This is a genomic window from Streptomyces sp. AM25 (assembly GCF_058146165.1).
In genome coordinates this window covers 188422-210911 of sequence record NZ_JBKIWN010000011.1, presented here as the reverse complement: position 1 = coordinate 210911, position 22490 = coordinate 188422, and the positions used below count along the sequence as shown (strand labels likewise).

At 71.2% G+C, this 22490-nt stretch carries 21 protein-coding genes; 11 read left to right on the top strand and 10 right to left on the bottom strand.

The genetic code is table 11. The annotated features are described in order from the left end of the window. From ACLHRZ_RS17440 to ACLHRZ_RS17430, 3 genes are all read right to left on the bottom strand, one after another. Nucleotides 1–502, bottom strand: a 502-nt coding sequence (locus ACLHRZ_RS17440) for an ABC transporter ATP-binding protein (RefSeq protein WP_490419345.1), incomplete at its 3' end; no start/stop codon positions are given. Further along, entirely contained in the window at nucleotides 499–2073 is a 1575-nt protein-coding gene (locus tag ACLHRZ_RS17435) for an ABC transporter permease (RefSeq protein ID WP_490419344.1), read from the bottom strand. The genes ACLHRZ_RS17440 and ACLHRZ_RS17435, both read right to left, overlap by 4 nt. Continuing rightward, nucleotides 2070–3140, bottom strand: coding sequence for an iron ABC transporter substrate-binding protein (locus ACLHRZ_RS17430; RefSeq protein WP_490419343.1), 1071 nt, complete (start codon nucleotides 3138–3140; stop codon nucleotides 2070–2072). Before ACLHRZ_RS17430 ends, ACLHRZ_RS17435 begins: the two co-directional genes overlap by 4 nt. A gap of 455 nt (nucleotides 3141–3595) precedes the next feature. Here ACLHRZ_RS17430 and ACLHRZ_RS17425 point away from each other — a divergent pair, with 455 nt between their 5' ends. Further along, nucleotides 3596–5344 (top strand): hypothetical protein, encoded by a 1749-nt coding sequence (locus tag ACLHRZ_RS17425; RefSeq protein ID WP_490419342.1) that lies wholly within the window; start codon nucleotides 3596–3598, stop codon nucleotides 5342–5344. Nucleotide 5345: 1 nt separating this feature from the next. Here ACLHRZ_RS17425 and ACLHRZ_RS17420 read toward each other — a convergent pair whose 3' ends face one another. Next, nucleotides 5346–7412: an NB-ARC domain-containing protein gene (locus tag ACLHRZ_RS17420; protein WP_490419341.1), complete on the bottom strand. Its 2067-nt coding sequence runs from the start codon at nucleotides 7410–7412 to the stop codon at nucleotides 5346–5348. 151 nt (nucleotides 7413–7563) lie between these two features. Beyond that, a complete protein-coding gene (locus ACLHRZ_RS17415; protein ID WP_336413373.1) occupies nucleotides 7564–7806 on the bottom strand; it encodes a chaplin in 243 nt (80 codons plus the stop codon). A gap of 249 nt (nucleotides 7807–8055) precedes the next feature. On the opposite strand from ACLHRZ_RS17415, the gene ACLHRZ_RS17410 reads away from it, so the two are divergent. The 6 genes from ACLHRZ_RS17410 (at nucleotide 8056) to ACLHRZ_RS17385 (ending at nucleotide 11321) form a co-directional block, all read left to right on the top strand. Beyond that, the gene (locus tag ACLHRZ_RS17410) at nucleotides 8056–9294 is read left to right on the top strand and encodes a styrene monooxygenase/indole monooxygenase family protein (protein WP_490419340.1); all 1239 of its coding nucleotides are present in this window, start codon (nucleotides 8056–8058) and stop codon (nucleotides 9292–9294) included. Between the two features lie 48 nt (nucleotides 9295–9342). Further along, complete coding sequence (crcB, locus tag ACLHRZ_RS17405; protein ID WP_490419339.1) at nucleotides 9343–9807, top strand: fluoride efflux transporter CrcB; 465 nt, start codon at nucleotides 9343–9345, stop codon at nucleotides 9805–9807. Then, entirely contained in the window at nucleotides 9804–10148 is a 345-nt protein-coding gene (locus ACLHRZ_RS17400) for a DUF190 domain-containing protein (RefSeq protein WP_490419338.1), read from the top strand. The genes crcB (ACLHRZ_RS17405) and ACLHRZ_RS17400 overlap by 4 nt, the downstream gene beginning before the upstream one ends. Beyond that, on the top strand, nucleotides 10145–10504 hold the full coding sequence (crcB, locus tag ACLHRZ_RS17395; RefSeq protein WP_490419337.1) for a fluoride efflux transporter CrcB: 360 nt from the start codon (nucleotides 10145–10147) through the stop codon (nucleotides 10502–10504). Before ACLHRZ_RS17400 ends, crcB (ACLHRZ_RS17395) begins: the two co-directional genes overlap by 4 nt. A 65-nt stretch (nucleotides 10505–10569) precedes the next feature. Further along, on the top strand, nucleotides 10570–11016 hold the full coding sequence (locus ACLHRZ_RS17390; protein ID WP_490419336.1) for a hypothetical protein: 447 nt from the start codon (nucleotides 10570–10572) through the stop codon (nucleotides 11014–11016). After that, a complete protein-coding gene (locus ACLHRZ_RS17385; protein WP_490419335.1) occupies nucleotides 11013–11321 on the top strand; it encodes a transcriptional regulator in 309 nt (102 codons plus the stop codon). Before ACLHRZ_RS17390 ends, ACLHRZ_RS17385 begins: the two co-directional genes overlap by 4 nt. Here the strand turns inward: ACLHRZ_RS17385 and ACLHRZ_RS17380 are convergent. Next, nucleotides 11318–12226: a LysR family transcriptional regulator gene (locus tag ACLHRZ_RS17380; RefSeq protein WP_490419334.1), complete on the bottom strand. Its 909-nt coding sequence runs from the start codon at nucleotides 12224–12226 to the stop codon at nucleotides 11318–11320. The genes ACLHRZ_RS17385 and ACLHRZ_RS17380 overlap by 4 nt on opposite strands. A 94-nt stretch (nucleotides 12227–12320) precedes the next feature. On the opposite strand from ACLHRZ_RS17380, the gene ACLHRZ_RS17375 reads away from it, so the two are divergent. From ACLHRZ_RS17375 to ACLHRZ_RS17365, 3 genes are read left to right on the top strand one after another with little or no spacing between them, the layout of a single operon-like run. Beyond that, nucleotides 12321–13028, top strand: a complete 708-nt coding sequence (locus tag ACLHRZ_RS17375; protein ID WP_490419333.1) for a succinate dehydrogenase cytochrome b subunit — start codon at nucleotides 12321–12323, stop codon at nucleotides 13026–13028. 2 nt (nucleotides 13029–13030) lie between these two features. Continuing rightward, nucleotides 13031–14977 (top strand): fumarate reductase/succinate dehydrogenase flavoprotein subunit, encoded by a 1947-nt coding sequence (locus ACLHRZ_RS17370; RefSeq protein ID WP_490419332.1) that lies wholly within the window; start codon nucleotides 13031–13033, stop codon nucleotides 14975–14977. Further along, a complete protein-coding gene (locus ACLHRZ_RS17365; RefSeq protein ID WP_490419331.1) occupies nucleotides 14974–15717 on the top strand; it encodes a succinate dehydrogenase/fumarate reductase iron-sulfur subunit in 744 nt (247 codons plus the stop codon). The genes ACLHRZ_RS17370 and ACLHRZ_RS17365 overlap by 4 nt, the downstream gene beginning before the upstream one ends. Before the next feature lie 36 nt (nucleotides 15718–15753). Here ACLHRZ_RS17365 and ACLHRZ_RS17360 read toward each other — a convergent pair whose 3' ends face one another. The 3 genes from ACLHRZ_RS17360 to ACLHRZ_RS17350 form a co-directional block, all read right to left on the bottom strand. Next, on the bottom strand, nucleotides 15754–17355 hold the full coding sequence (locus ACLHRZ_RS17360; protein WP_490419330.1) for a sigma-70 family RNA polymerase sigma factor: 1602 nt from the start codon (nucleotides 17353–17355) through the stop codon (nucleotides 15754–15756). A gap of 94 nt (nucleotides 17356–17449) precedes the next feature. Beyond that, nucleotides 17450–18943 (bottom strand): PH domain-containing protein, encoded by a 1494-nt coding sequence (locus ACLHRZ_RS17355; protein ID WP_490419329.1) that lies wholly within the window; start codon nucleotides 18941–18943, stop codon nucleotides 17450–17452. Further along, nucleotides 18940–19446: a PH domain-containing protein gene (locus tag ACLHRZ_RS17350; protein WP_490419328.1), complete on the bottom strand. Its 507-nt coding sequence runs from the start codon at nucleotides 19444–19446 to the stop codon at nucleotides 18940–18942. The genes ACLHRZ_RS17355 and ACLHRZ_RS17350 overlap by 4 nt, the downstream gene beginning before the upstream one ends. A 178-nt stretch (nucleotides 19447–19624) precedes the next feature. On the opposite strand from ACLHRZ_RS17350, the gene ACLHRZ_RS17345 reads away from it, so the two are divergent. After that, complete coding sequence (locus tag ACLHRZ_RS17345; RefSeq protein WP_490419327.1) at nucleotides 19625–20230, top strand: TetR/AcrR family transcriptional regulator; 606 nt, start codon at nucleotides 19625–19627, stop codon at nucleotides 20228–20230. Between the two features lie 3 nt (nucleotides 20231–20233). Here the strand turns inward: ACLHRZ_RS17345 and ACLHRZ_RS17340 are convergent, their stop codons facing one another. After that, nucleotides 20234–22330, bottom strand: coding sequence for an FUSC family protein (locus ACLHRZ_RS17340; protein ID WP_490419326.1), 2097 nt, complete (start codon nucleotides 22328–22330; stop codon nucleotides 20234–20236). Nucleotides 22331–22490 lie beyond the last annotated feature (160 nt).

The window sequence follows — 22490 nt, the reverse complement described above, 5'->3', positions numbered from 1 at the left end:
GCCCCCGAACCGATCTCCAACTGAAGGGCTCGTCCAGCAGCAGCAGTTCGGGACCGGTCGCCAGAGCGCGGGCGAGGGCGACGCGCTGCTGCTGGCCTCCGGAGAGCTGATGCGGGTGGCGCCCGGCGAGGCCGTCCAGGCCGACCATGGCAAGGAGTTCGGCGACCTTCTCGCGGCGGCGGCCGCGCGGCAGGCCGAAGCCGATGTTTCCGGCCACGGTCAGGTGCGGGAACAGTGCACCGTCCTGCGGCACATAACCGACCCTGCGATGCTCGGCGGGCAGCCTGCGCCGCCCGTCGTCCAGCAGCCGCCCGCCCAGGGCGACTTCGCCCTCCGTGGCCGGATGGAAACCGGCTATGACGCGCAGCAGGGTGCTCTTGCCGCATCCGGACGGTCCGAGCACACAGGCCAGCGCCCCGTCCTGCACGGTCAGGTCGACTCCGGCGAGGATCTCGTTCCGGCCATGTGCGGCACACAACCCTTTGATGGAAAGGCCACTCATCGCGTTGTCTCCGTACGGGGATCGGCGCCGAGCGTGCGGCGGGTGAGCAGGAGGACGGGCGGTACGGACAGGGCCACCATCAGTGCGGCGTACGGCGCTGCGGCTCCGTACGCGAGGCCGCTGGTGTACGTCCAGAAGCGGGTGGCGAGGGTCTCGGTACCGGTCGGGCGAAGCAGCAGGGTGGCGGTCAGTTCGGTGCTGGCGGTGAGGGCGACCATGGCAGCCGCCGCGCCGAGGCCGGGCAGCACGAGCGGCAGGGTGATTCTGGCCAGTACCACGACCGGGCGGGTGCCGAGCGAGCGGGCCACTTCCTCGACACCGGGCGGCACTTGGGCCAGGGCGGCCCGCACGGCCGTCAGGGCGAGCGGGAAGTAGAGCACCGTGTACCCGGCGACGAGCATCGGGGGCCGCTGGTAGAGCGGCTGGGCGTAGCGGATCACCAAATAGACGACGGAGAGGGCGACCGCGATGCCGGGCAGCGCCCGGGTGAGGTAGGCGGCGCTCTCGGCGGCCCGGGCGAGCCGGCTGTCGCGCCGCCAGGCGTACAGCGCGACAGGGACCGCGGCCGCGGTGGCGACGACGGCGGCCACGGCGGCGTAACCGAGCGTGGTGAGCGCGGCGGTGAACACCGAGGCCTGCGGGAGCGTGGTGGAGCTGCCGCGCACCAGCCAGTAGCCGAGGGCGTAGACCGGCACGCCGAGCGCGGTGGCGACGAGCACGGTCAGTGCCGCCAGGGCGGGCGACGTCCAGCGGCCGAGCCGGGCGGGGGCGGCGCGACGGCCGGCGGTGGCGCGGCGGACGGTGCGGCCGCGGCGCCCGGCGGTCGCCTCCAGGAGGACGAGCAGCAGGGCGAGGGCGACGAGCACCAGGGTGAGCAGTGCGGCCGAGGCCGCGTCGAAGCCCAGCTTGTACTGGCTGAAGATGGCGGTGGCGAACGTCGTGAACCGCAGCATCGCGAACGCCCCGTACTCGCCGAGCAGATAGAGCGACACCAGGAGCGCACCACCGGCCAGTGCGGGGCGGGTGAGGGGCAGGGTGACGCGCCAGAGGGTCGCGAACGGTCCCCGTCCGAGGCTGCGGGAGACCTCTTCGGCTGCGGTGTCGGCGCGCCGCAGAATCGCGGCGACCGGGAGGAAGACCAGGGGGTACAGCGAGCAGGTCATCACGAGCACCGCTCCCCAGTAGCCGCGGACCGAACCGGTCAGCGAGACCCAGGAGTAGCCGCGGACGAACTCGGGCACGGCGAGCGGGAGGGCGAGGGCGACGGTCCACCAACGGCGGCCCGGCAGGTCGGTGCGCTCCACCAGATATGCCGCGCCGAAGCCGAGGACGGCGGTGGCGAAGGTGACCGCGAGGGCCAGCGTGGCGGTGTTCCACAGCAGGGTGACGATCAGCGGGCGGCCGAGCAGGCGGTGGACCTGTTCCCAGCCCGCCTGGGCGGCCTGGACGCCGACGAAAGCGAGCGGCGAGACCACCGCGGCGACGACGGCGAAGGCGGCAACGGGCAGCAGGCCGGCGGCCCGCCACCGCAGCAGCGGCGACGGACCACCGGGCGAACGGAGGGTGCTCACGCCAGGAGACCGGTGTCCTGGAGGAGCTTGAGGGCCTCCTTGCCGTCACCGAGGTCGGCGACGTTCGCGACGGTGCCGATGGTGTCGAGTGCAGGCAGTTCGCTCTTGCCCTTGACGCCCGGGACGAGCGGGTACTCGTAGCTCTCGGAGGCGGCGATCACGTTCTGTGCGGGTGCGCTGGCCAGGTAGGCGAGAAACGCCTGAGCGGCCTGTGGGTGCTTGCCGTGCTTGAGGGGGGCCGCGCCCGAGACGTCGACGAGTGCGCCCGGGTCGCCCTTGGCGAAGTAGTGCAGTTTGGCGTGGGTCTTGGCGGCGGTCTGCTCGTCGCGCAGGCGGTAGAAGTAGTAGTGGTCGATGACGCCGCCTTCAACCTCTCCCTTGTTGACGGCGGCGGAGAGATCCTCATTGCTGTCGTAGGTCTTGGCGTTGGCCTTCAGGCCTTCCAGCCACTTCCTGGCCGCGCCCTCGCCGTCGGTCTTGATCACGCGCGTGACGACGGGCGCGAAGTCGGTCTCGCCGGGGGCGATACCGAGGCGTCCCTTCCACTCCGGCTTGGCCAGGTCACGTACGGAGGACGGGGGCGCAGTGTCGGCGTGCTTGCCCTCTGCGGCGAGGAAGGCGGCGGTGCGGGCGGAGATGCCGACCCAGTCGCCCTTGGGCGAACTGTCCTGCGCGGGGACGGCCTTGAGGGTGTCCGGCTTCACGGGAGCCAGCAGGCCTTTCTCCTCCAGGGTGGTCAGTGCGGGCGGGTTCTCGGCGTAGAAGACGTCGGCCGGGGAGGCCGCGCCCTCCTGGAGGATCTGGTTGGCTAGCTCGGCCTCGTCACCGGAGCGCAGCTCGACCTTGACACCGGTGCGCTTCTCGAAGTCCGCGGCCAGTGCCTTGACGGTCTGCTCGTGCTGACCGCTGTAGACGGTGACCGTCTGACCCTTGAGAGACGTGCTGTTCGATGCCGACGAGGCGTTGTTGTCGTCCCTGCCGCCGGACGAACCGCCGCAGGCGGTCAGTCCGAGGAGACAGGCTGTCGTGAGAGACAGTGCGGCGACGGGCCTGAGGGATCGGAGCATGGTGGGGGACCTCCGCAGTGGGCAGGGTTCGGCCGGTCGGCTCCACCCGGAACAGCTGGATCCAGCCGGTGACGGACGGTGCCGCGCACCTGGGGAACGCGGCTCGTGGGGCGCCCGCCCCCGGCGTGATGCGCCAGAACCTAGGACAGGGAAGGTTTGCCTAACAAGTTTTGAGCCGTCAGATTTCAGCCACGCATCGGCATGGCCAAACTTCGCTCCCCGAAGCTCCAAGTCCGCGCAAACGTCGGGGAGTCCCCACCCGGATACATCCGATTCGCCCGTCACGCCCGTCTGGCGACCGCCAGGCGTGACTGCTGGCGCCCGCCGCTCACGAGCCGGTCCCGAGGCAGTAGTCCGCGTCACGGCGGAAAGGCGCACGCGTGGCGCGCCGGAGCCGCCGGGTATCGTCTGCCGGAGCCGTCGGAGGGCGGCCGGAGCCGTGAGGGAGGAAGGCCGTGCCGGATGCGGGACCGTCACACATCCTGCTGCGGGAGGACGCTGCCGACTGGACCACCGTCGCACCGGAACGCACCGTGCTCGGCGTCATCCACAACGTCACGTCAGCGACCCGGCTGCTCGACCTTCTGAAGCCCTTCGAGGGCGATACACGCGTCCAGGTTCTCTTCACCTGCACGGGATCCTCGGCATTCACGGAGGGCCTGCAGGAATTCCTCACCGAGCGCAAACTCCCCTGCATATCCTGGGAAGAGGCGAAACGCGAGAAGTTCGACCTCGCGGTGAGCAGCAGCCGGGGCGGGGATCTTCAGCAGCTCAACGCTCCGCTCGTCGGCGCCCCGCACGGCGCCGGATACAATAAATACTTGCGCCGGAAGCCGGAAGCCGGAAGCCGGAAGCCGGAAGCCGGAAGCCGGAAGCCGGAAACCGGAAACCGGAAACCGGAAGCCTTCGGTCTCGGTGCCGAATGGCTCGTGCATGATGGCGAGTTGATTCCCTCCGCCATCGTCCTCTCCCACGACGAGCAGCGTGAACGCCTGCGCCGCGGCTGCCCCGAGGCCGTCCCCTTTTCCGTCGTCGCGGGTGACCCGTGCATGGATCAGTTGCTCGCCGGCGTTCCCTTCCGTGACGAGTACCGCGCAGCCCTCGGTGTGCGCCCCGGCCAGAAGCTGCTCGTACTGACCTCCACGTGGAAGGATCGCTCGCTCCTCGGAGTACACCGCGCCGACCTGGAGATCGTCCGCCGGGCCCTCGCCGAACTGCCCGCCGACGAGTACCGCGTGCTCTATGCCGTCCATCCCAACGCCTGGTACACGCACAGCGGTCATCAGATTCACGAGTGGTTCGCGCCGTTCCTGCGCGCCGGGCTCCTCCTGCCCTCCCCCGAAACCGACGTCTGGAAGGCAGCGCTCGCCGCAGCCGACGCCTTCATCGGCGACCACGGTTCGCTCACCCTGTACGCGACGGCACTCGGCGTGCCCGGTCTGCTGGGCGCGTTCGGCGAGGACGTGGTGGCCGACGGGTCGCCCATGGACCTGCTGGGCCGGGAACTTCCGCGTGTCACGCACGAGCCGCTCGGACGGCAGCTGCAGCGGGCCGCCGCAGCCCAGTCCGGGCCGCAGCGCGAGCGCATCGCAGAGATCGGCGCCCTGGTGACCTCCCGCCCTCTCCAGGCGGCCGGGCTGCTGCGCAGTCTCTACTACGAGCGGATGGAGCTCGACGAACCACGGCATCCCGCAGTCTCCCGCCCCGTCGCCCTCCCCCTGCCGCTTCCGTCCGAACGCCGCCAGCCGGGCACCGCACCCGTGTACGTGGACATGCGGGGCGGCCGCCTGCGGCGCTACCCGGCCGAGCTCCAGGGCTCACTCACTCATCACCTGCCCGACCCTCACCTGGTGGCCGCCTACGGCGAACCCGACCCGCGCTGGGCACACGCGGCCGACGTGATCCTCGCGCGTTCGCTGCACTCCGGTGAATCGTGGGAGGACGCCGCCCGGCGGGTCTTCCGACGCCATCCGGGCTGTGAGCTCGCCGCCTTCCCCCAAGGGGCAACGGGCTGCCTGGCGTTCACGCGCGACGGGCTGCGACGGCTGACCGCGCAGTGGCAGGACGGTGCTCCGCCCTGGCCGTACGACTTCTCGGTGGCCGCATCGGCTCTCTATTCCACTTTGACCAGTCGGTCGGCTTTTTCCGTACGCGTCAGTGTCGTCGACGGTCTGCCGTCGGCCGTCCTCACCATCAGCCGGTGAATCAGCGGTCGCGCGCGGCCTGTTCCTGATCGGCATGACCCACGCTCTTGTACAGCGCGGCCGCCTCACGCCAGTCGCCTCCGGCCGCCTCGCGGTCCCCCAGTGCCGCTCGCACATCACCGCGCAGCAGCAGTACGTCGGCCAGCTCCTTCGGGGCATCACACGGACGCAACAGGCCCACTGACGTGTCGAGCGGTTCCAGCGCTTCGTCCAACCGGTCGGCGTGCCGTCGTGCTTGCGCGTAGTGCCACAGTGCCTTGGCCTCGTTGAAGGCGTCAGGCAGCTCGGCGAACAACCTGCGGGCGTCCAGGAGCAGTTCGGCCGCTTCCTGGTGACGGCGCTCGGCACTGCGGGCACGTCCCAGATGAAAGGTCAGCAGCGCCCTGCCCCGCGGGTGGTCGATGCCTTCCAGCGCTTCGGCGGCACGCTCGAAACGTTCCGCAGCCGCGGACACGTCGCCGGCGCGCAGGGCGAGCAGTCCGAGGCCTTCCAGGGCCGAGGAGACGGTGCGCCCGTGACCGGCCACCCCGGCCTCGCGCAAGGCGTGTTCGTAGTGCTCCCGGGCGGAGGCGCTGTCGTCACCCTCGCCCCGGTCGGCGAGCGCGAAAGCGAGCTCGTAGTGCATGCGCGCCACGGCGACCGGATCGCCCGTCCGCTCGGCGGCGTCCACGCCCCGGCGGCACACCTCGATCCAGTCGGTGTGGTATTTGCGGCGGTAGAAGAAGCCGCGCAAGGCCTCGCACAGCTGCCAGGCGGCTTCGTAGTGCCCTGTGGCGCAGGCGAGTTCGACGATGGCGACGGCGTTGGCACGGTCCGATTCCAGCGCCCTGAGCGCCGCGCCGACGTCCGCGAAGGCGGTCAGATCGGTGCGGGCGAAGACCTGTCCGTACCGCCAGCGGTCGGAGACCGCCCGCTCGACGGCGGCGGCCAGCATCAGGTACCAGTCGATGCAGCGGTCCACAGCGCCGTCCGCCTCGTGAGCATCGGCTGCCGCCCGCGCGTGGTCGTGCACAAGACGGTGCATGCGCAGCCGTCCGTCCCCTGCGGGATCGAGGAGCTTCTCCCGGACGAGCGTCCGCACGCCACCCGGCCCCTGGGCGAGCTGCTCCGCGAGGCTGCGGGAGAACTCCGGCGTGGGGTGCAGTCCCAGTGCGCGGTAGAGAGCCGCTGCGTCCTTGTCCAGGGAGCCGTAGACGGCGTCGAACACCTGCGCAACAGAAAGGTCGTCCGGCACGGTGAGCGCCTCCAAGCGGGTACTCCGGTCGATGAGTTCACGGGCCAGTCCCGCCGGATCCTCCCCCATGTCGAGCAGCTCATTCGCTCTGGCTCCTGCGATCCGCACGGCCAGGGGGAGTCCGGCACATGCGTGCAGCACGCCGTCGAGCGAAGGCCGGTCCAGCACGCCCGAACCCGCGACTGCCTCGAACAGTTCCCTGCTGGCCTTGCGTTTCAAGGAGTCCAGGGGAACGCGCACCAAGTGGTGCGAGGCCTGCAGACCGGCAAGGGGCGAGCGGCTGGTGACGACGACCACGCTGCCGGGGTGCCCGGGCAGTAACGCGCGCACTTGCCCGGCGTTCACCACGTCGTCGAGCAGCACGAGTACGGGCCGGTCCGATGTGAGCGTTCTGTAGTGAGCGGCCAGTTCGTCCGGGTCGGTGGGCAGGGGTGCGTCCGGTTGATGCGACGTCAGTGCGCGGACGAAGCCCTGCAGTACGGCTACGGTGTCGCGGGGGCGCAGGGGTCCTTGAGGACTCATGTCGGCCTGAAGGTGCCCGCCGGGGAAGCCGTCGCCCAGTCCGTGCAGCAGACGCAGAGCGGTGGCCGTCTTCCCCACACCGGCCATGCCGGTCAGCAGGATCACCAGAGGCGCGCTCCCTGCGGGCCGTTCCGTGACGGCCCGGGCGAGCGAGGCAAAGGTGGTGCGGTGATTGACGTACACCTGTGGCGCCGGGGCGAGCTGACGGGGTGTCGGTGATTCGGGGGCGGCGTGGTACTCGATGTCCCGCCCCTGGATCACCGAGCCCCGGATCGTGGCCCTGCCCGTGATGGTGTTCTCGGTGCCGTCCATGCGCCCCACACCCCCAGTCCGTCCCCGCCCGTCGTGGCGGCGGCAGGTGATCCTACGTGCGCGTGGCGCCCGCCGACACTGTCGGGGGCGCCACGCGCAGGACGGATCCCGGCCGGGGACCGTCCGGGGGACGACGCGGACTAGCCGTGCATCAGCCGTTGACGCAGGTGTTGCCGGAGGCCGCGTTGAGCAGAGCGATGATGTCGATGGAGTTGCCGCACAGGTTGATCGGCACGTGCAGCGGGATCTGGATGACGTTGCCCGAGATCACACCCGGGGAACCGGCGGCAACGCCCTTCGCGCCGGCGTCGGCGACCGCGCTGCCGGCGGCGACTCCGGCGAGAGTGGCGCCCACGGTGGCGGTGATGACTGCTGCCTTGGCGATTCGTGACATGGGGAGACACCTTTGCTTGGTCGTACGGGACAGGCTCCCCGGCCGATGAGGCCAGGAGTCCGGTAAAACGCCCATAAGTCACAAAGGTTTCGTCCATGAAGCGTCCGGGTGACCGCCTCGTGGGCCGAATGGAGGTGCGAACCGGACGGCGCCCGCGACGGCCGTGCCGCCCGTATGCCGTCTGTACACGGTGCGCCCTGTGCGCTTACAACGGTTGAGGGTGACAACCGTTCGATGGGGGAGGCGGCAATGCGCAGTATCGCCATCGTGGGTGCGGGACAGGCAGGCCTGCAACTGGCCCTGGGGCTGCGGGCGGCCGGGTACGAGGTGACGGTGGTGGCCACGCGGAAACCCGAGGAGATCAGAGCCGGGCGCGTCACGTCCACCCAGCAGATGTTCGCTCCGGCGCTCGCCCTGGAGCGCGAGGCCGGGCTGAACCTGTGGGACGGCGAGGTCCCCTGGATCCACGGCGCCTCGCTGACCACGGTCGACCCCGAGTACGGCCGGAGACCGCCCGTCGCCGGTCCGCTCGTCGCACCCGCCCAGTCCGTCGATCAGCGGGTCAAGACCGCGCGGTGGCTGGAGCTGCTCGAGGAGCAGGGCGGCCGCGTGGAGTACCGCGAGGCGTCCGCGGGCGACCTGGCGGAGCTGGCCTCCGCTCACGATCTGACGGTCGTCGCCACGGGACGCGGGGCGCTCGGGGAGGTCTTCGGGCGGGACGAGCGGCACAGCCCCTACGACCGCCCGCAGCGCGTGGTCGCGGTCGTGTACGCGCACGGGGTCGCACCGGCACCGGGTGATGCGTATCTCCGCATGGTCGGTTTCCCGGGTGTCGGCGAGTTCTTCGTCATGCCGGCGCTGACGCTGTCCGGGCCGTGCCATGCGGTGCTGTGGGAAGGGGTGCCGGGCGGGCCTCTGGACTGTTGGCAGGATCTGGGCGGCGATCCGCAGGCCGTGCTCGCACGCACGCTGGAGGTGCTGCGCGAGCGGGCGCCCTGGGAGTACGAGCTGTACGCGGACGCCGAGCCGACGGATGCGGGGGCCGCGCTGTCCGGCGCCGTCACTCCCGTGGTGCGGCATCCCGTCGCGGAGGTCGCGCCGGACACGTACGTGCTCGGCCTGGCGGACGCGGTCGTCGTCAACGACCCGGTCACCGGGCAGGGCTGCAACAACGCGGCCCGGGCCGCGGCCCGTTATCTGACGGCGATCCGCGAGCGCGGGGAGCTGCCGTTCGACCGGGCGTGGATGCACAGTGTCTTCGCCGCGTACTGGGAGCACGCGCGGCACGGGACGGCCTTCACCAACCTGGTGCTGAGCACACCGCTGCCGGAGCACCTGCGGCGCCTGCTGACCGCAGCGGGCGAGCACCGTGAGATCGCCCACCGGTACGTCAACGGTTTCGCCGACCCGGCCGACTACCAGGACTGGCTGATGGACGAGGACCGGGCGGAGGCGTATCTGAAGGCCGTCACGGGAAGCGGACGATAGCCTGGACCTCTGCAAGGAGTACGGCAGAGGCGGAGGCAGAGAGCGCACGTGGGCACGTCACAGGCCGAGGCGGTCGCGTCGGCGCAGAGCGGGCGCACACGCCGCCCCCGTCCTGCCGGGCAGTGGCCGGTCGTGGCCGTCGTCTCCGTCGGGGGAGCCATCGGCGCGGTCGCCCGCTACGCCGCCGGGCTGCTGTGGACGACGCCGAGCGGAGCCTTCCCCTGGACCACGCTCCTCATCAATGCGGTCGGCTGCGCCCTGATCGGCGTACTGCTGGTCACCGTTTCCGAACTGGGCTCGGCGCACCGGCTGGTGCGGCCCTTCCTGGGGACGGGGGTACTGGGCGGCTTCACGACGTTCTCGACGTACACGGTGGACGCGCAGCAGCTGCTGCAGGCCGGCCGCGTGGCGAGCGCTCTGGCCTATCTGGTCGCGACGCTGCTCCTGGCGATGGCCGCCGTGTGGGCGGCAGCGGCGGCGACCCGCCGGTTCGTCCTCAGGAGGTCCCGTTGAGACTCCATGGCAATGCGCTGCGGGTGACGGCCTATGTCGGCGAGTCCGACTGCGTCCACGGCCGCCCGCTCTACTCCGAGATCGTCCACCGCGCCCACGCGGCGGGCCTGGCGGGCGCCAGCGTCTTCCGCGGCATCGAGGGCTTCGGCGCCTCGTCCCTGATCCACACCACCCGGCTGCTGTCCCTCAGTGAGGACCTGCCGGTGGCGGTCGTGATCGTGGACACGGAGGAGCGGGTGCGGGCCTTCCTGCCCGTCCTCGACGAGCTGGTCGGCGAGGGCCTGGTCACCCTGGACGAGGTCGCGGTCCTGCACTACCGGGGCCGGGAGGCGCCCGCGTGAACTGGCTCCTCGTCGTCGCGGGTGCGCTGGTCGGCGCCCCTCTGCGCTACCTGACGGACCGCGCGGTCCAGACCCGGCACGACTCGGTCTTCCCCTGGGGCACGTTCGTGGTGAACGTCGTGGGCTGCCTGATCCTCGGCGTCCTGACCGCAGCCGCCCCGGCCGACCTGCGCCTGCTCCTGGGGACGGGCCTGTGCGGGGCATTGACGACATATTCGACGTTCTCCTACGAAACGCTCCGCCTGGCGGAGACCGGGGCCCGGGGCTACGCCGCGGCGAACGCCGCGGCAAGCGTGGCCTGCGGGCTCGGGGCGGCCTTTGCAGGGGTGGCGGTGGGGAACTGGGTCTGGGGGTGACGAGATTTTCCACAACGGAAACTCGACTGTTGCCATGACGGAAAGCCCGTGTCAGACTTTCCGTCATGGCAACTGACGAGAACTCACGCCTGTCTCGCGAGAGCGCCGCGGAATCGCTGGCGCTCGCCGAGCAGGCACAGGCGGCGGTGGATTCGATCAAGCCCTCGCGCCGGTACGAACTGAAGATGGCCGCGTGCGTGGCCGCGGTCTTCCTCGCCAACCTGCTGCCCAAGCCGTACGACCTGATCGTCATCGCGGTCTCCTTCGTGTGCCTGATCACGTTCGTGATCCGGCAGGTGCAGGTCAGCGGCGTCAAGCACCGCTACACCCCGAAGGTGGGACGGCAGATGCTCGGCGGCGCCGTGCTCGGGCTGCTGGGTTTCGTGGGGGCGGACCTGCTGGACCGGCTGGCGGGCATGTCGTGGATATGGGTGCTGGCGGCACTGCTGGTCGCAGGTGGCACCCTGGTCATCGACCGCTTTCCCCGCAAGAAGGGCATACCCGCGCCGTGACCGCCCCCGAAGACGGCTTCAACGAGACGATCCACGCGCCGAACAGGCTGCGGATCTGCGCCGCGCTCGACGCCGTCGAGGAGATCGAGTTCGGGACGATACGGGACACGCTGGGGGTGAGCCCCTCCGTGCTCAGCAAGCACGTGACGGTCCTGACGGATGCGGGCTACGTCGAGCAACGGCGGGCCGTGCGCGAGACGCGTCAGCGGGTCTGGCTGCGCCTCACCAAGGACGGGCGCTCGGCCTATCAGGCGCATCTCGCCGCACTGCGCGCGATCGTCAACGCCGGCCTGGGGGACGGCTAGAGGGGATCCGCAGCCTCGGTGCCGGCACCGAGGTGCTCCAGCAGCACCGTGCGCAACTCCCGTGCGGCGCGCGGCGGCGGGGCGTCCTTGCGGTGGGCGACGGCCACCGTGCGGCGCATGCGGTCGCCCTCGAACGGGGTGACGCGGAGGCCGGACCGGGCGGCCACCATGCCGGGGACCACGGCCAGGCCCAGACCGGCACGCACGAAACCCAGCACCGCGTCCATCTCCCCGCCCTCCACCGTGAAGGACGGTTCGAAACCGGCCTCGCGGCAGGCGGAGAGGGTGATCTCCCGCAGATCGTAGCCCCGGCGGAACATGACCATCGGGAGGCTGCGGAGGTCCTCCACGCGGATGCGGCGCCGGCGGACGGGAGGCGGATCGGACGGCGAGGTGACGACGACCAGATCCTCGTGCAGCAGTTCCGTGGCGGCGAGGGCGGGGTCCGCAGCGCCGAGCGGAGTGATGATCAGGGCCAGGTCGAGCTCACCCGCGGCGAGGGTGCGGACGAGGTCACGGGAACCGCCCTCGTCGACGAGGAGGTCGATACCGGGATAGCGGGCGTGGTACGTGCGCAGCACGTCCGGGACGAGGCTCGCGCACAGGCTGGGCGGGGCGCCCAGGCGCACCCTGCCCCGGCGCAATTGCGCGACCTCCTGGACTTCGCGGTGTGCAGTCTCCGCGTCGGCCAGGATGCGCCGGGCCAGCGGCAGGAGGGCCTCGCCGGCGTCGGTGAGGGTGATGTTGCCGCGGGCGCGGTGGAAGAGCTCGGCGCCCAACTCCCGTTCCAGCGCACGGATCTGCTGGGACAGCGAGGGCTGGGCGACGTGCAGCGCCTCCGCGGCCCGTGTGAAGTGGCGGAGTCCGGCGACGGTGGCGAAGTAGCGGAGCTGCTGGAGTTGCACAGCGGCATGGTACTGCGTACATAGGAGATGCCTATCGAAACCAGGCCCATCATGTCTTGGACGGATCACCGAGGGGCGGCCTAGCGTCTCGGGCATGGCACTGGCGACGACCCGGAGGACACCTGCGTCCTCTTTCATCGGCTCCGTGTGGCGTTCGACCGTCGGCAAGAAGGCGGTCATGGCGGTCACCGGCCTGATCATGCTGGCGTACCTGGTCGCCCACATGCTGGGCAACCTGAAGGTGTTCTTCGGGGCCGGGGAGTTCAACCACTACGGGCAGTGGATCCGCACCATCGGCGAGCCATTCCTGCACCACGAGTGGTTCCTGTGGATCGCGCGGGTGGGCCTGACCGTCTCGGTCGTGCTGCACGGCGTGGCCGCGTACCAGCTCAGCCGCCGCGACCTCGCCGCGCGCCCCGCGAAGTACGTACGCAAGCGGGCCCGCGCGAGTTACGCGACGCGCACGATGCGCTGGGGCGGGGTGATCCTCGCCCTGTTCATCGTGTGGCACATCCTCGACCTGACCACCCTCACCGTGAACCCCAACGCCCAGGAGGGACACCCCTACGAGAATCTGGTGGCGTCCTTCGGCCGCTGGTATGTCGACGTGTTCTACATCGCCGCCATGCTGGCCCTGGGCCTGCACATCCGGCACGGCTTCTGGAGCGCGGCCCAGACGCTGGGCGCCAACTCCCCTCGCCGCGACCGGGCGTTCAAGATCGTCGCGAATGCCCTCGCCGCCCTGTTGACCTGCGGATTCATTGCCATACCCATCGGTGTCATGACGGGAGTCGTGAGCTGACCATGAGCGAGTACGTCCAGTACGGGACCGGCGGTCCCGTCAGCGATACGAAGGCGCCCGGCGGGCCGATCGCCGAGCGGTGGGACCGGCGGCGGTTCGAGGCCAAACTGGTCAATCCCGCGAACCGGCGCAAGCACACCGTCATCGTCGTCGGGACGGGCCTGGCGGGCGGTGCCGCCGGGGCCACGCTCGCCGAACAGGGCTACCGCGTCGTGCAGTTCTGCTACCAGGACTCCCCGCGTCGCGCCCACTCCATCGCCGCGCAGGGCGGGATCAACGCCGCCAAGAACTACCGGAACGACGGCGACTCCGTGCACCGGCTCTTCTACGACACGGTCAAGGGCGGCGACTTCCGTGCCCGGGAGTCGAATGTGCACCGGCTGGCCCAGATCTCCGTCGAGATCATCGACCAGTGCGTGGCCCAGGGCGTGCCCTTCGCCCGTGAGTACGGAGGGCTGCTGGACACCCGGTCCTTCGGCGGCGTGCAGGTCTCCCGGACGTTCTACGCCCGCGGCCAGACCGGGCAGCAGTTGTTGCTCGGCGCGTACCAGGCGCTCAGCCGGCAGATCGATGCCGGAGCCGTCGAGATGCACGCCCGCACAGAGATGCTCGACCTGATCGTCGTCGACGGACGGGCCCGCGGGATCGTCGCCCGCGATCTGATCACCGGGCGGATCGACACGTACTTCGCGGATGCGGTGGTGCTCGCCAGCGGTGGCTACGGGAATGTGTTCTACCTGTCGACCAACGCCAAGAACTCCAACGCCACGGCCGTCTGGCGGGCCCACCGGCGCGGTGCGTACTTCGCCAACCCCTGCTTCACCCAGATCCATCCGACCTGCATCCCGCGGTCCGGCGACCACCAGTCGAAGCTGACGCTGATGAGCGAGTCGCTGCGCAACGACGGCCGGATCTGGGTGCCCAGGGCCCAGGGCGACACGCGGCCGCCGGCCGAGATCCCCGAGGACGAGCGGGACTACTACCTGGAGCGGATCTATCCGTCCTTCGGCAATCTCGTCCCGCGCGACATCGCCTCGCGTGCGGCGAAGAACGTATGCGACGAGGGGCGCGGCGTCGGGCCCGGCGGGCAGGGGGTGTACCTGGATTTCGCGGACGCGATCCGGCGCATGGGGCGCAAGGCGGTCGAGGCCAAGTACGGCAACCTCTTCGAGATGTACGAGCGGATCACCGCCGAGGATCCGTACGAGGTGCCCATGCGCATCTATCCCGCCATCCACTACACGATGGGCGGCCTGTGGGTGGACTACGACCTGCAGACCACCGTCCCCGGCCTCTTCGCCGTCGGCGAGGCCAACTTCTCCGACCACGGTGCCAACCGGCTGGGCGCCTCCGCCCTGATGCAGGGGCTGGCCGACGGCTACTTCGTGCTGCCGTCCACCATCAACGACTACCTGGCCCGTCATCCGCACGACGACGTGCCGGGCGACCATCCGGCGGTCACGGAAGCGCTGAACGGTGTGAGCGACCGGTTGCGCCGTCTGCTGGAGAACGACGGCGACCGGACGCCGGATTCGTTCCATCGCGAGCTCGGCGAGCTGCTCTGGGACGAGTGCGGCATGGCCCGCACCGAGAGCGGGCTGCGCAAGGCGCTGGACCGGATACCGGAGATCCGCGAGGAGTTCTGGCGCCGGATCACGGTGCCGGGCCGCGGCCAGGAGCTCAACCAGTCGCTGGAGAAGGCCAACCGCATCGTCGACTACCTGGAGCTCGCCGAGCTCATGTGCCTCGACGCGCTGCACCGGAGCGAGTCCTGCGGGGGCCACTTCCGCGAGGAGAGCCAGACGCCGGACGGCGAAGCCGCGCGCAAGGACGAGGAGTTCGGCTACGTGGCCGCCTGGGAGTTCACGGGCACCGGCGCGGCGCCCGTCCTCCACAAGGAAGACCTGCACTTCGAGTACGTCCACCCCACCCAGCGGAGCTACGCATGAAGCTCACCCTGCGCATCTGGCGGCAACGCGCCGCGGATGTTTCCGGCAGCATGGTCACCTATGAAGTGACGGGCATCAGCCCGGACATGTCCTTCCTGGAGATGCTCGACCACCTGAACGAGGAACTCATCCTGCGCGGCGACGAGCCCGTGGCCTTCGACCACGACTGCCGCGAAGGCATCTGCGGCGCGTGCGGCATGGTCATCAACGGGCAGGCGCACGGGCCCGAGCGGACCACCACCTGCCAGCTCCACATGCGGCACTTCCGGGACGGCGACGTCGTCGACGTCGAGCCGTGGCGGGCCGGCGCCTTCCCCGTGGTCAAGGACCTGGTCGTCGACCGGTCCGCGTTCGACCGGATCATCGGCGCCGGCGGCTATGTGTCCGCCCCCACCGGCTCGGCGCCCGACGCACACGCGACGCCCGTGCCGAAGCCGGTGGCCGACCTCGCGTTCGAGCACGCGGAGTGCATCGGATGCGGTGCGTGCGTCGCCGCCTGCCCCAACGGGTCGGCGATGCTGTTCACTTCGGCCAAGGTGGTGCATCTGAACGTGCTCCCACAGGGGGCGCCCGAACGGGAGTCGCGTGTGCTCGGAATGGTCGGGGCGATGGACGCCGAGGGGTTCGGGGGCTGCACGAACACGGGTGAGTGCGCAGTCGCCTGTCCGAAGGGGATCCCCCTGTCGGCTATAGGCAGGATGAACCGCGAGTACCTGCGGGCAGCAGCCCGGCCGCGGTGACGGCAGCCGGCCGGGCCCACCCGCTCCCCCACTCCGCTACTTCGCCCCGAAGTCCTGGGTCCAACGCGGCCCGCCGGGCGCCTGGTTGACGCCGACGCCGAGCTCCTTGAAGGAGCAGTTCAGGATGTTCCGGCGGTGGCCGTCGCTGTGCATCCAGGTGTCCATCACCGACGCCGGGTCGGCCTGGCCGTAGGCGATGTTCTCGCCGTACGTGCTCCAGTGGTAGCCCGCCGCAGTGATGCGCTCGCCCGGGCCCTGGCCACTGGGGTTCGTGTGGTCGAAGAAGTTGCGGGCGGCCATGTCGTCGGAGTGGCCCTGGGCGGCCGCGTCCAGCTGGCCGTTCTCGGTGACCGGTGAGCAACCGGCCTTACCGCGCTCCACGTTCACCAGGCCGATCACCTGCTGGACGAGGCCGCCACCCACGGGGGCGGACTTCGGCTGCGGGGCCTGGCGGGCCGGGGCCTTGGGCGCCGGGGAGTCGGGGGCCTCACTGGAGGGCTCGGCCTTCGGGGAGGCCGTCGTCGCGCTGGGCGACGGCGAAGCGCTCGCCGACGGGGAAGCGGAGGCTGAAGCGGAGGCTGAAGCCGATACGGAAGGGCTCGGCACGGCGGAGGTCTTGGCGTCCAGGGCCTTCACGCTGGCCGGTACGTCACCGGCGGCCTGCGTGCGGGGCGCCTTGCCGTTGGAGGAGTCGGTGTAGAGGTAGAGGCCGCCCAGCACACCGGACGCCACGAGCGCGGCGGCCGCGGCTCCGGCCACGGTGCGGCGGCGCCCGTCCTTCATGGCGCGGCGGCGGCCGGAGCCGGCCCGGTGGCCGCGCACCACGTGGGCGACCGGCTGCGCGTCGCGCAGGACGGCGCCGCTCCCCCACCACGCGAGCAGCCCGGCACCGAGCGGCACGAGGCCGAGGCCGACGAGCAGCCGCTCGGCGGGGACGAGCGAGGACCAGGCACCGCCGCAGGCGCCGCAGTCGCGCGCGTGGCGCGCGATCCGCTTGCGCCAGAGGGCGGACGGGGTGCCGTCCCAGTGCGAGACGAGTTCGGCGAGCTGCACGCAGCGCGGCTGGGCGGCGAGGGCCCGTACGACGCCGCGGGCGACGTCGAGTTGCTCCTTGGTGCGCTGGACGCGCACGGCCGTGTGCTGCGGGGTGAGCTCCAGGGCGGTGGCGACCTCGGCGCGAGTCAGTTCACCGGCCGCTTCGAGCCACCAGAGGGAGAGGACGGTCTGCTCGCCGTCGTCGAGCCAGCGGGTGGCCTCGGCCACCTCCTTGCGCTGGCCCTCCAGGCCGAGCCGGACGATGGTGAGGTCGACGAAGTCCGCGTCGGGGTCGGGGACTTCGGCGACTTCCTGAAGACCACTGACGGGCGCCTCGGGGCGCTCCCGCCAGTGGGTGCGTATCTGGTTGGTGGTGATGGCGACGAGCCACGAGCGGAACCCGGCGGGGTCGCGCAGGCCGTCGAGGCCGTTGATGACGCGCAGCATGCTCTCCTGGACGACGTCGTCGACGTCGGCGTGGCCGTTGAGGGCCCGGCCGACGATGTTGTAGACGAGCGGCAGGTACGTGGCGACGAGCTCGTCCTGTGCCGCCGCGTCTCCGGCGCGCGCCGCCTCGACCACGGCCACGCTCTCACTCTTCACGCCCCGACCACCTCTTTCCGTTCGGTCCGACACATAGGAGACGCAGAGCGGACCGGTGGATAACAAAAATCGGGGACCAATTTTCGGACGGCTGTCAGATGTCCAGAAACTCCCTCAACATCCCTGGCACAGCGGCGTCTGCGAAGCCTGCGGCCTCCGTGGCCGCCATGTCCCGAATGCGGTATCCGTCCTCGCCCGCGGCGACGGCGGCGGTCGCCGTGACGACTCCGGCGCGCCGGGAGAAGGGAGTGTTCGTGAACGTCCAGGCAAGGACGGACGACCGGTCGAGGGTCACCGTTTCGCGCTCGAAGGTGCCGGAGCGGATGACGAGCCAGTTGCCGCGCAGTGCGTGTCCGAGTGAGCGGTAGGCGTCGCGGGCGAGGGCGTAGGCGATCGGTGTGGCGAGCAGGGCGTAGGCGGCTGCGCAATAGAGGAGGACGGGGGTGAGGAGGGCGCCGAGGACGGCGAGTGCCGCAGTCACCGGGAGCACGCACCAGAGCAGCGCTCGGACGAAACGGCGGCGCAGTGCGGCGCGCGGGTGAGCGGTCAGTGGCATTTTCGCGTGACCCGTCTGACCGCCCTGTTCGCCGAGTATGCGCGTACAGACGTGCTCCGCCTCGGACTTGGGAGCGGGCGGGAGGACGACGCTGCGCTTGCGGTTCTCCTCGCGGTTGCCGAGACCGCCGGCCACGGCGCGTACGCTCGCGCCGCCTCCTGCGCGCAGCAGCATCGGTTCGCGCAGGACCACGCCGCGCAGGCGGGCGCGTTCGATGGAGACGGAGCGGGTCGTGAACATGCCGCGACGGACGCGGAGGGTGGCCGCGTCGGTCCATTCCAGGCGGTACTTCCACCAGTTCTCGGCGTAGAGGGCCATGGCGCCGACCACGCCGAGTGCGGTGACCACGAGGAGGGCGAGCGGGATCGTCAGCCAGAGCGCGGAGTTGCCGAACTCCTCGAAGGCGTGGCGGACGAAGCCGATCCGCCAGGGCTTGATGCCGACACCGTCGAGAACCCGCCAGATCGCGCCCACTGCGGCGAACACCCCTCCGAAGATCCAGAAGGTCAGCGGTGCGTAGCGCAGCCAGCGGGGATCGGCGGCGGAGAGGACGGGGTCCTCGGCGTCCACGGCCCCGGCGCGGGCGAGGAGTTCGACGCGAAGCCGTTCCGCCGCGGGGCGGGTGAGGGCTTCGAGGGAGAGCTCGGCGCTGCGGGTGCCGCCGCCCGTTCCGGCGCGCAGGACGGCGAGACCGAGAACGCGCTGCACGGGGTTGGCGGTGAGGTCGACGTTGCGGATGCGGTGGAGGGGGACGGAGCGGACGCGGCGGGTGAGGAGGCCCGTGTGCAGTTCGAAGGCGTCGGGGGTGACGCGGTAGCGGGTGCGGCGGTAGGTGACGAAGCCGGCGGCGGTGAGGACCAGGAAGACGCCGGTGATCGATCCGAGGGTGCTCCAGGCGCCGGCGTCGAGGTGCCCGCCGGTGGCCAGGAGCGTGAGGCCGAAGGAGCCGAGGGGGGCGCCGAGCCAGGCGCAGTGGGCCAGGAGGGTGCGCGGGGAGAGGGTGCGCCAGGGGGTTTCGGCATGAGTTGTCATGTTGCGTCCCCCGGCATCAACTGGGCCGCCTCACTGATGCATTCGGCGAGCATGCGGGCGTCGGCCTCGGATATGCCCGCGATCTTCACGTCGCCCGCCGTGGAGGCGGTGGTGACGACGACCGTGGCGAGCCCGAAGCGCTGCTGGAGCGGGCCGCGGTGGGTGTCGACCGTCTGCACGCGGGAGAGCGGGACGATGCGGCGCTTCTGCCAGAACCAGCCGCTGGCGGCGTAGACCGCGAACCCGCCGAGTTCCCAGGCGTGGACGCGGTAGCGCCAGCCCGGCATGACCAGCGCGTAGAGCAGCGCGGGGAGGACCAGGACGACGAGCGTCAGGGGTGCCAGCCATGGCAGGGCGCCGGGGAAGAAGAGGGCGGAGAGGACGAGGAGTGCGGCGGCCGTCAGGAGCGCGGGGCCACTGAGGGTCGTCCAGGCCTGGGCGGCCCACCAGGCGCGGGCCCTGGGGTCCATGCGGTGGCGGGGCGGGCGGAGTACTGGCGGCATCGGGTCCCCCGGTCCTTTGCAGGTCAGTTGTATGGCGAAGCGTTGCCGCTAAGCTATAGCAATACGACCGACCTGTAAAACGGGAACGGCCTGTAGGAACAGCCTGTAGGAATGCCTATAGGGACGGCCGGTAAAACGGCCTGCAAAGACGACCTGTACGACGGAGGGGCTGCCGCCCGTGCCCAAGCGCGTTGACCATGGAGAGCGCCGCCGGCGCATCGCCGAGGCCTTGTGGCGGATCGCGTCCACGCGGGGGCTGGACGGGGCGAGCCTGCGGGACGTGGCGGCGGAGGCCGGGATCTCGCTGGGACAGCTCCAGCACTACTTCTCGTCCAAGGACGAGATGCTGGTGTTCGCGCTGGAGCACATCAACGAGATGGCGACCGAGCGGATCCGGGACCGCATCACCACGCTGAGCGACGAGCCACCGGCACCGCGGCTCATCCTGCGGGAGATCGCGGCGGAGATGCTGCCGCTCAACGACGAGAGCCGGACGGGACTGCTCGTCCAGATCGCCTACTTCATCCGGGCCGTGCACGACCAGCACATGCAGAAGCACGCGCGGGAAGGGGCGCCTGCGCTGCGGGCGTTCTACGCGGGGCTGCTGCGCTCGGCCGTCGAGCGGGGAGAGGTGGCTCCGGATCGCGATCCGGAGACGGAGGCGGCGTTGTTCATCGCGCTGGTCGACGGGCTGGGCAGTTATGCGCTGCTGGGGGTGCACACCCCCGAAGAGGCGATGGGGCTCGTCGACGCGCACCTGGAGCGGCTGTTCGGGGGCCGCTGACCGTCACGCCCGCCGCTTCGCCCGGTTCTTCCCCTTCAGGCCCGGCGACAGCGCCTCCCCCAGTTCCTCCAGCGCGTCCATCAGCAGTTCCGACGCACGCACCGCCACCCCCTCGTCGCCCTCCTTCTCCTGCCACGCGGTCAGGGCCGCGCGGGGTCGGGACCAGTCCAGTGCGTCCCGGACCCGTACCGCCTCCACCGCCGACGGCAGGGCGACCCGCAGGGCGGTGGCGAACTGCTCCGCCGCCGGGGAGGGTTCGGCGTCGCGGTCCGGGAGGTGGGCCTCCATCAGCATGGTCACGCGGCCCATCGTGATCAGGGCCGCCTCGGACGCGCGCTCGGCGCTGCGGGAGATGCCGCGGTGGCGGACCGGTTCCTTCTGGGCGCGGGCCACGGCCTCGTCCCACTCCAGGCGGGTGGCCCGGGAGTCGAGCAGGGCCTCGCGCACCCGGCGCGGCTTGCGGTCGGCGGGGCGGGCGTGGACGGCGAGGACGGCGAGCGTGTAGTCGCCGGTGGTGCGCAGCCAGTCGGCGAGGCGGTCGCGCAGCTTCGTCGTCTCCCAGACGGGGAAGAGCGCGTACGCGGCCATCGCCAGCAGCCCGCCCAGCAGGGTCAGGGCCAGCCGCTCCTGGACCGTCTGCGACCACGCCTCGCCGACGATGCCCAGCAGGAAGACGACGTACGCGCCGATGCACGCCGACACCACGAAGTAGCCGCTCTGCATCAGCAGATACAGCAGCCCCACGGAGAACACCGCCAGCCCGGCGCAGACGTACGTGCCGGGGTGGGTGAGGCCCGCGATCCCTGCGCCGACGAAGACGCCGACGAGGGTTCCGGCGAAGCGCGCGATGCCGCGCTGGTAGGTCTGGGCGAAGTCCGGGCGCATCACCATCACCGAGGTCATCGGCGCCCAGTAGCCGTGCCCGAGCGGGAGGGCGGTGCCGACGATGTAGCCGGTGCAGGCGACCGCCGAGACGCGGACCGCGTGCCGGGCGATGGAGGAGGACCAGCGGGCCTCCCGCTTCAGAGCGCGCAGGGCGACGGGGAAGAGGCGGGGGACGGTGGGGCGCAGCAGGTGGCGGCGCTCCTCCGGGGTGGTGGGCCGGGTGGGCTTCACGGGCTCGTCGCTGGCCTCGACCACGTCCGCGAGGAGGGCCATCAGGCGGAGCGCGGACCGGCGGGCGGCGCCGTTCAGCCTGGGCCCGCCGGCCGGGACCTCCAGTGTGGCCATGGTCTCCGGCGAGAGCCGTACCGGTTTTCCGGTGCGGATGGCGCGGGCGACGGCGTCGAGGACGCTCGCGGCGGCGCCCAGCAGTTCGCGGGCGCGGTCGCGTTCGGGGCCCTCGGGGGGTGCGCCGAGGACGGGGTCGGCGAGGGCGGCGAGCACGGGACGCAGCCGTTCGGCGACGCCGCGCGGCCCGGCCAGCTGGCGCGGGCGGCTGCGCGCCTGGCTGGGCGTCAGTTCGGCGGCGTGCCGGGCGTCCATCAGGGGCTGGGGGTCGAAGGGGGCCACCGGGTCGTGCCGCAGCCTGCGGGCGTAGTCGGCCTCGGCGGCCAGCGCGTCGGCGAGCGCGTCGCGCTGCCGGCCCCAGGGGCGGATGGGGAAGAGGACGATGAGCGCGGCCTGGACCAGACCGCCGAAGACGATCAGCGCGCCGTGCTCCGCGGCACCGGCGACGGAGGTGGGCAGGGTGACGGTGACGAGCATGACCGCCACCGTCTGGGTGGCGATCAGGCCGGAGACGGGTCCGATGGCCCAGGCCATGCCGGCGAGCAGCGTCCAGACGGCCAGCAGCGTCACGAACACGATGTGGTTGAAGGCGGCCAGGTAGCCCAGGAACGTACTGACGCCGAGGCCCGCCGCGACCGCGAGGGCCAGGATGGGGCGCGGCCGCCAGCTGCGCTGGAACGTGGCGAGACCGGAGGCGAAGGCTCCGAAGGCGGAGGAGACGGCGAGCGCGGGCGAGCCGAAGCCCAGCAGGACGCCGACGACGATCGCGACACCGCAGGCGCCGCGGACGGCGACGAGGGGTTCGAACGTGGTCCGCTCGACCGTCAGCCCGGCCCGGGCGGTGTCTTTCAAGGCGCTCGACCAGGTCATATGGCTGAGAGTAGTGTCCTGGCGAACGATAAGCGGAGAGAGGCCCGCCGATTTGGCGCGCTCTTGGCGATTTGACGGTCTTGACCGGCGATCACGGCCGTTCCAGACTCCCCACGGTGCTCCCCCCACGGGCAGAGGCAGACGGGTGTGACCGTCACAC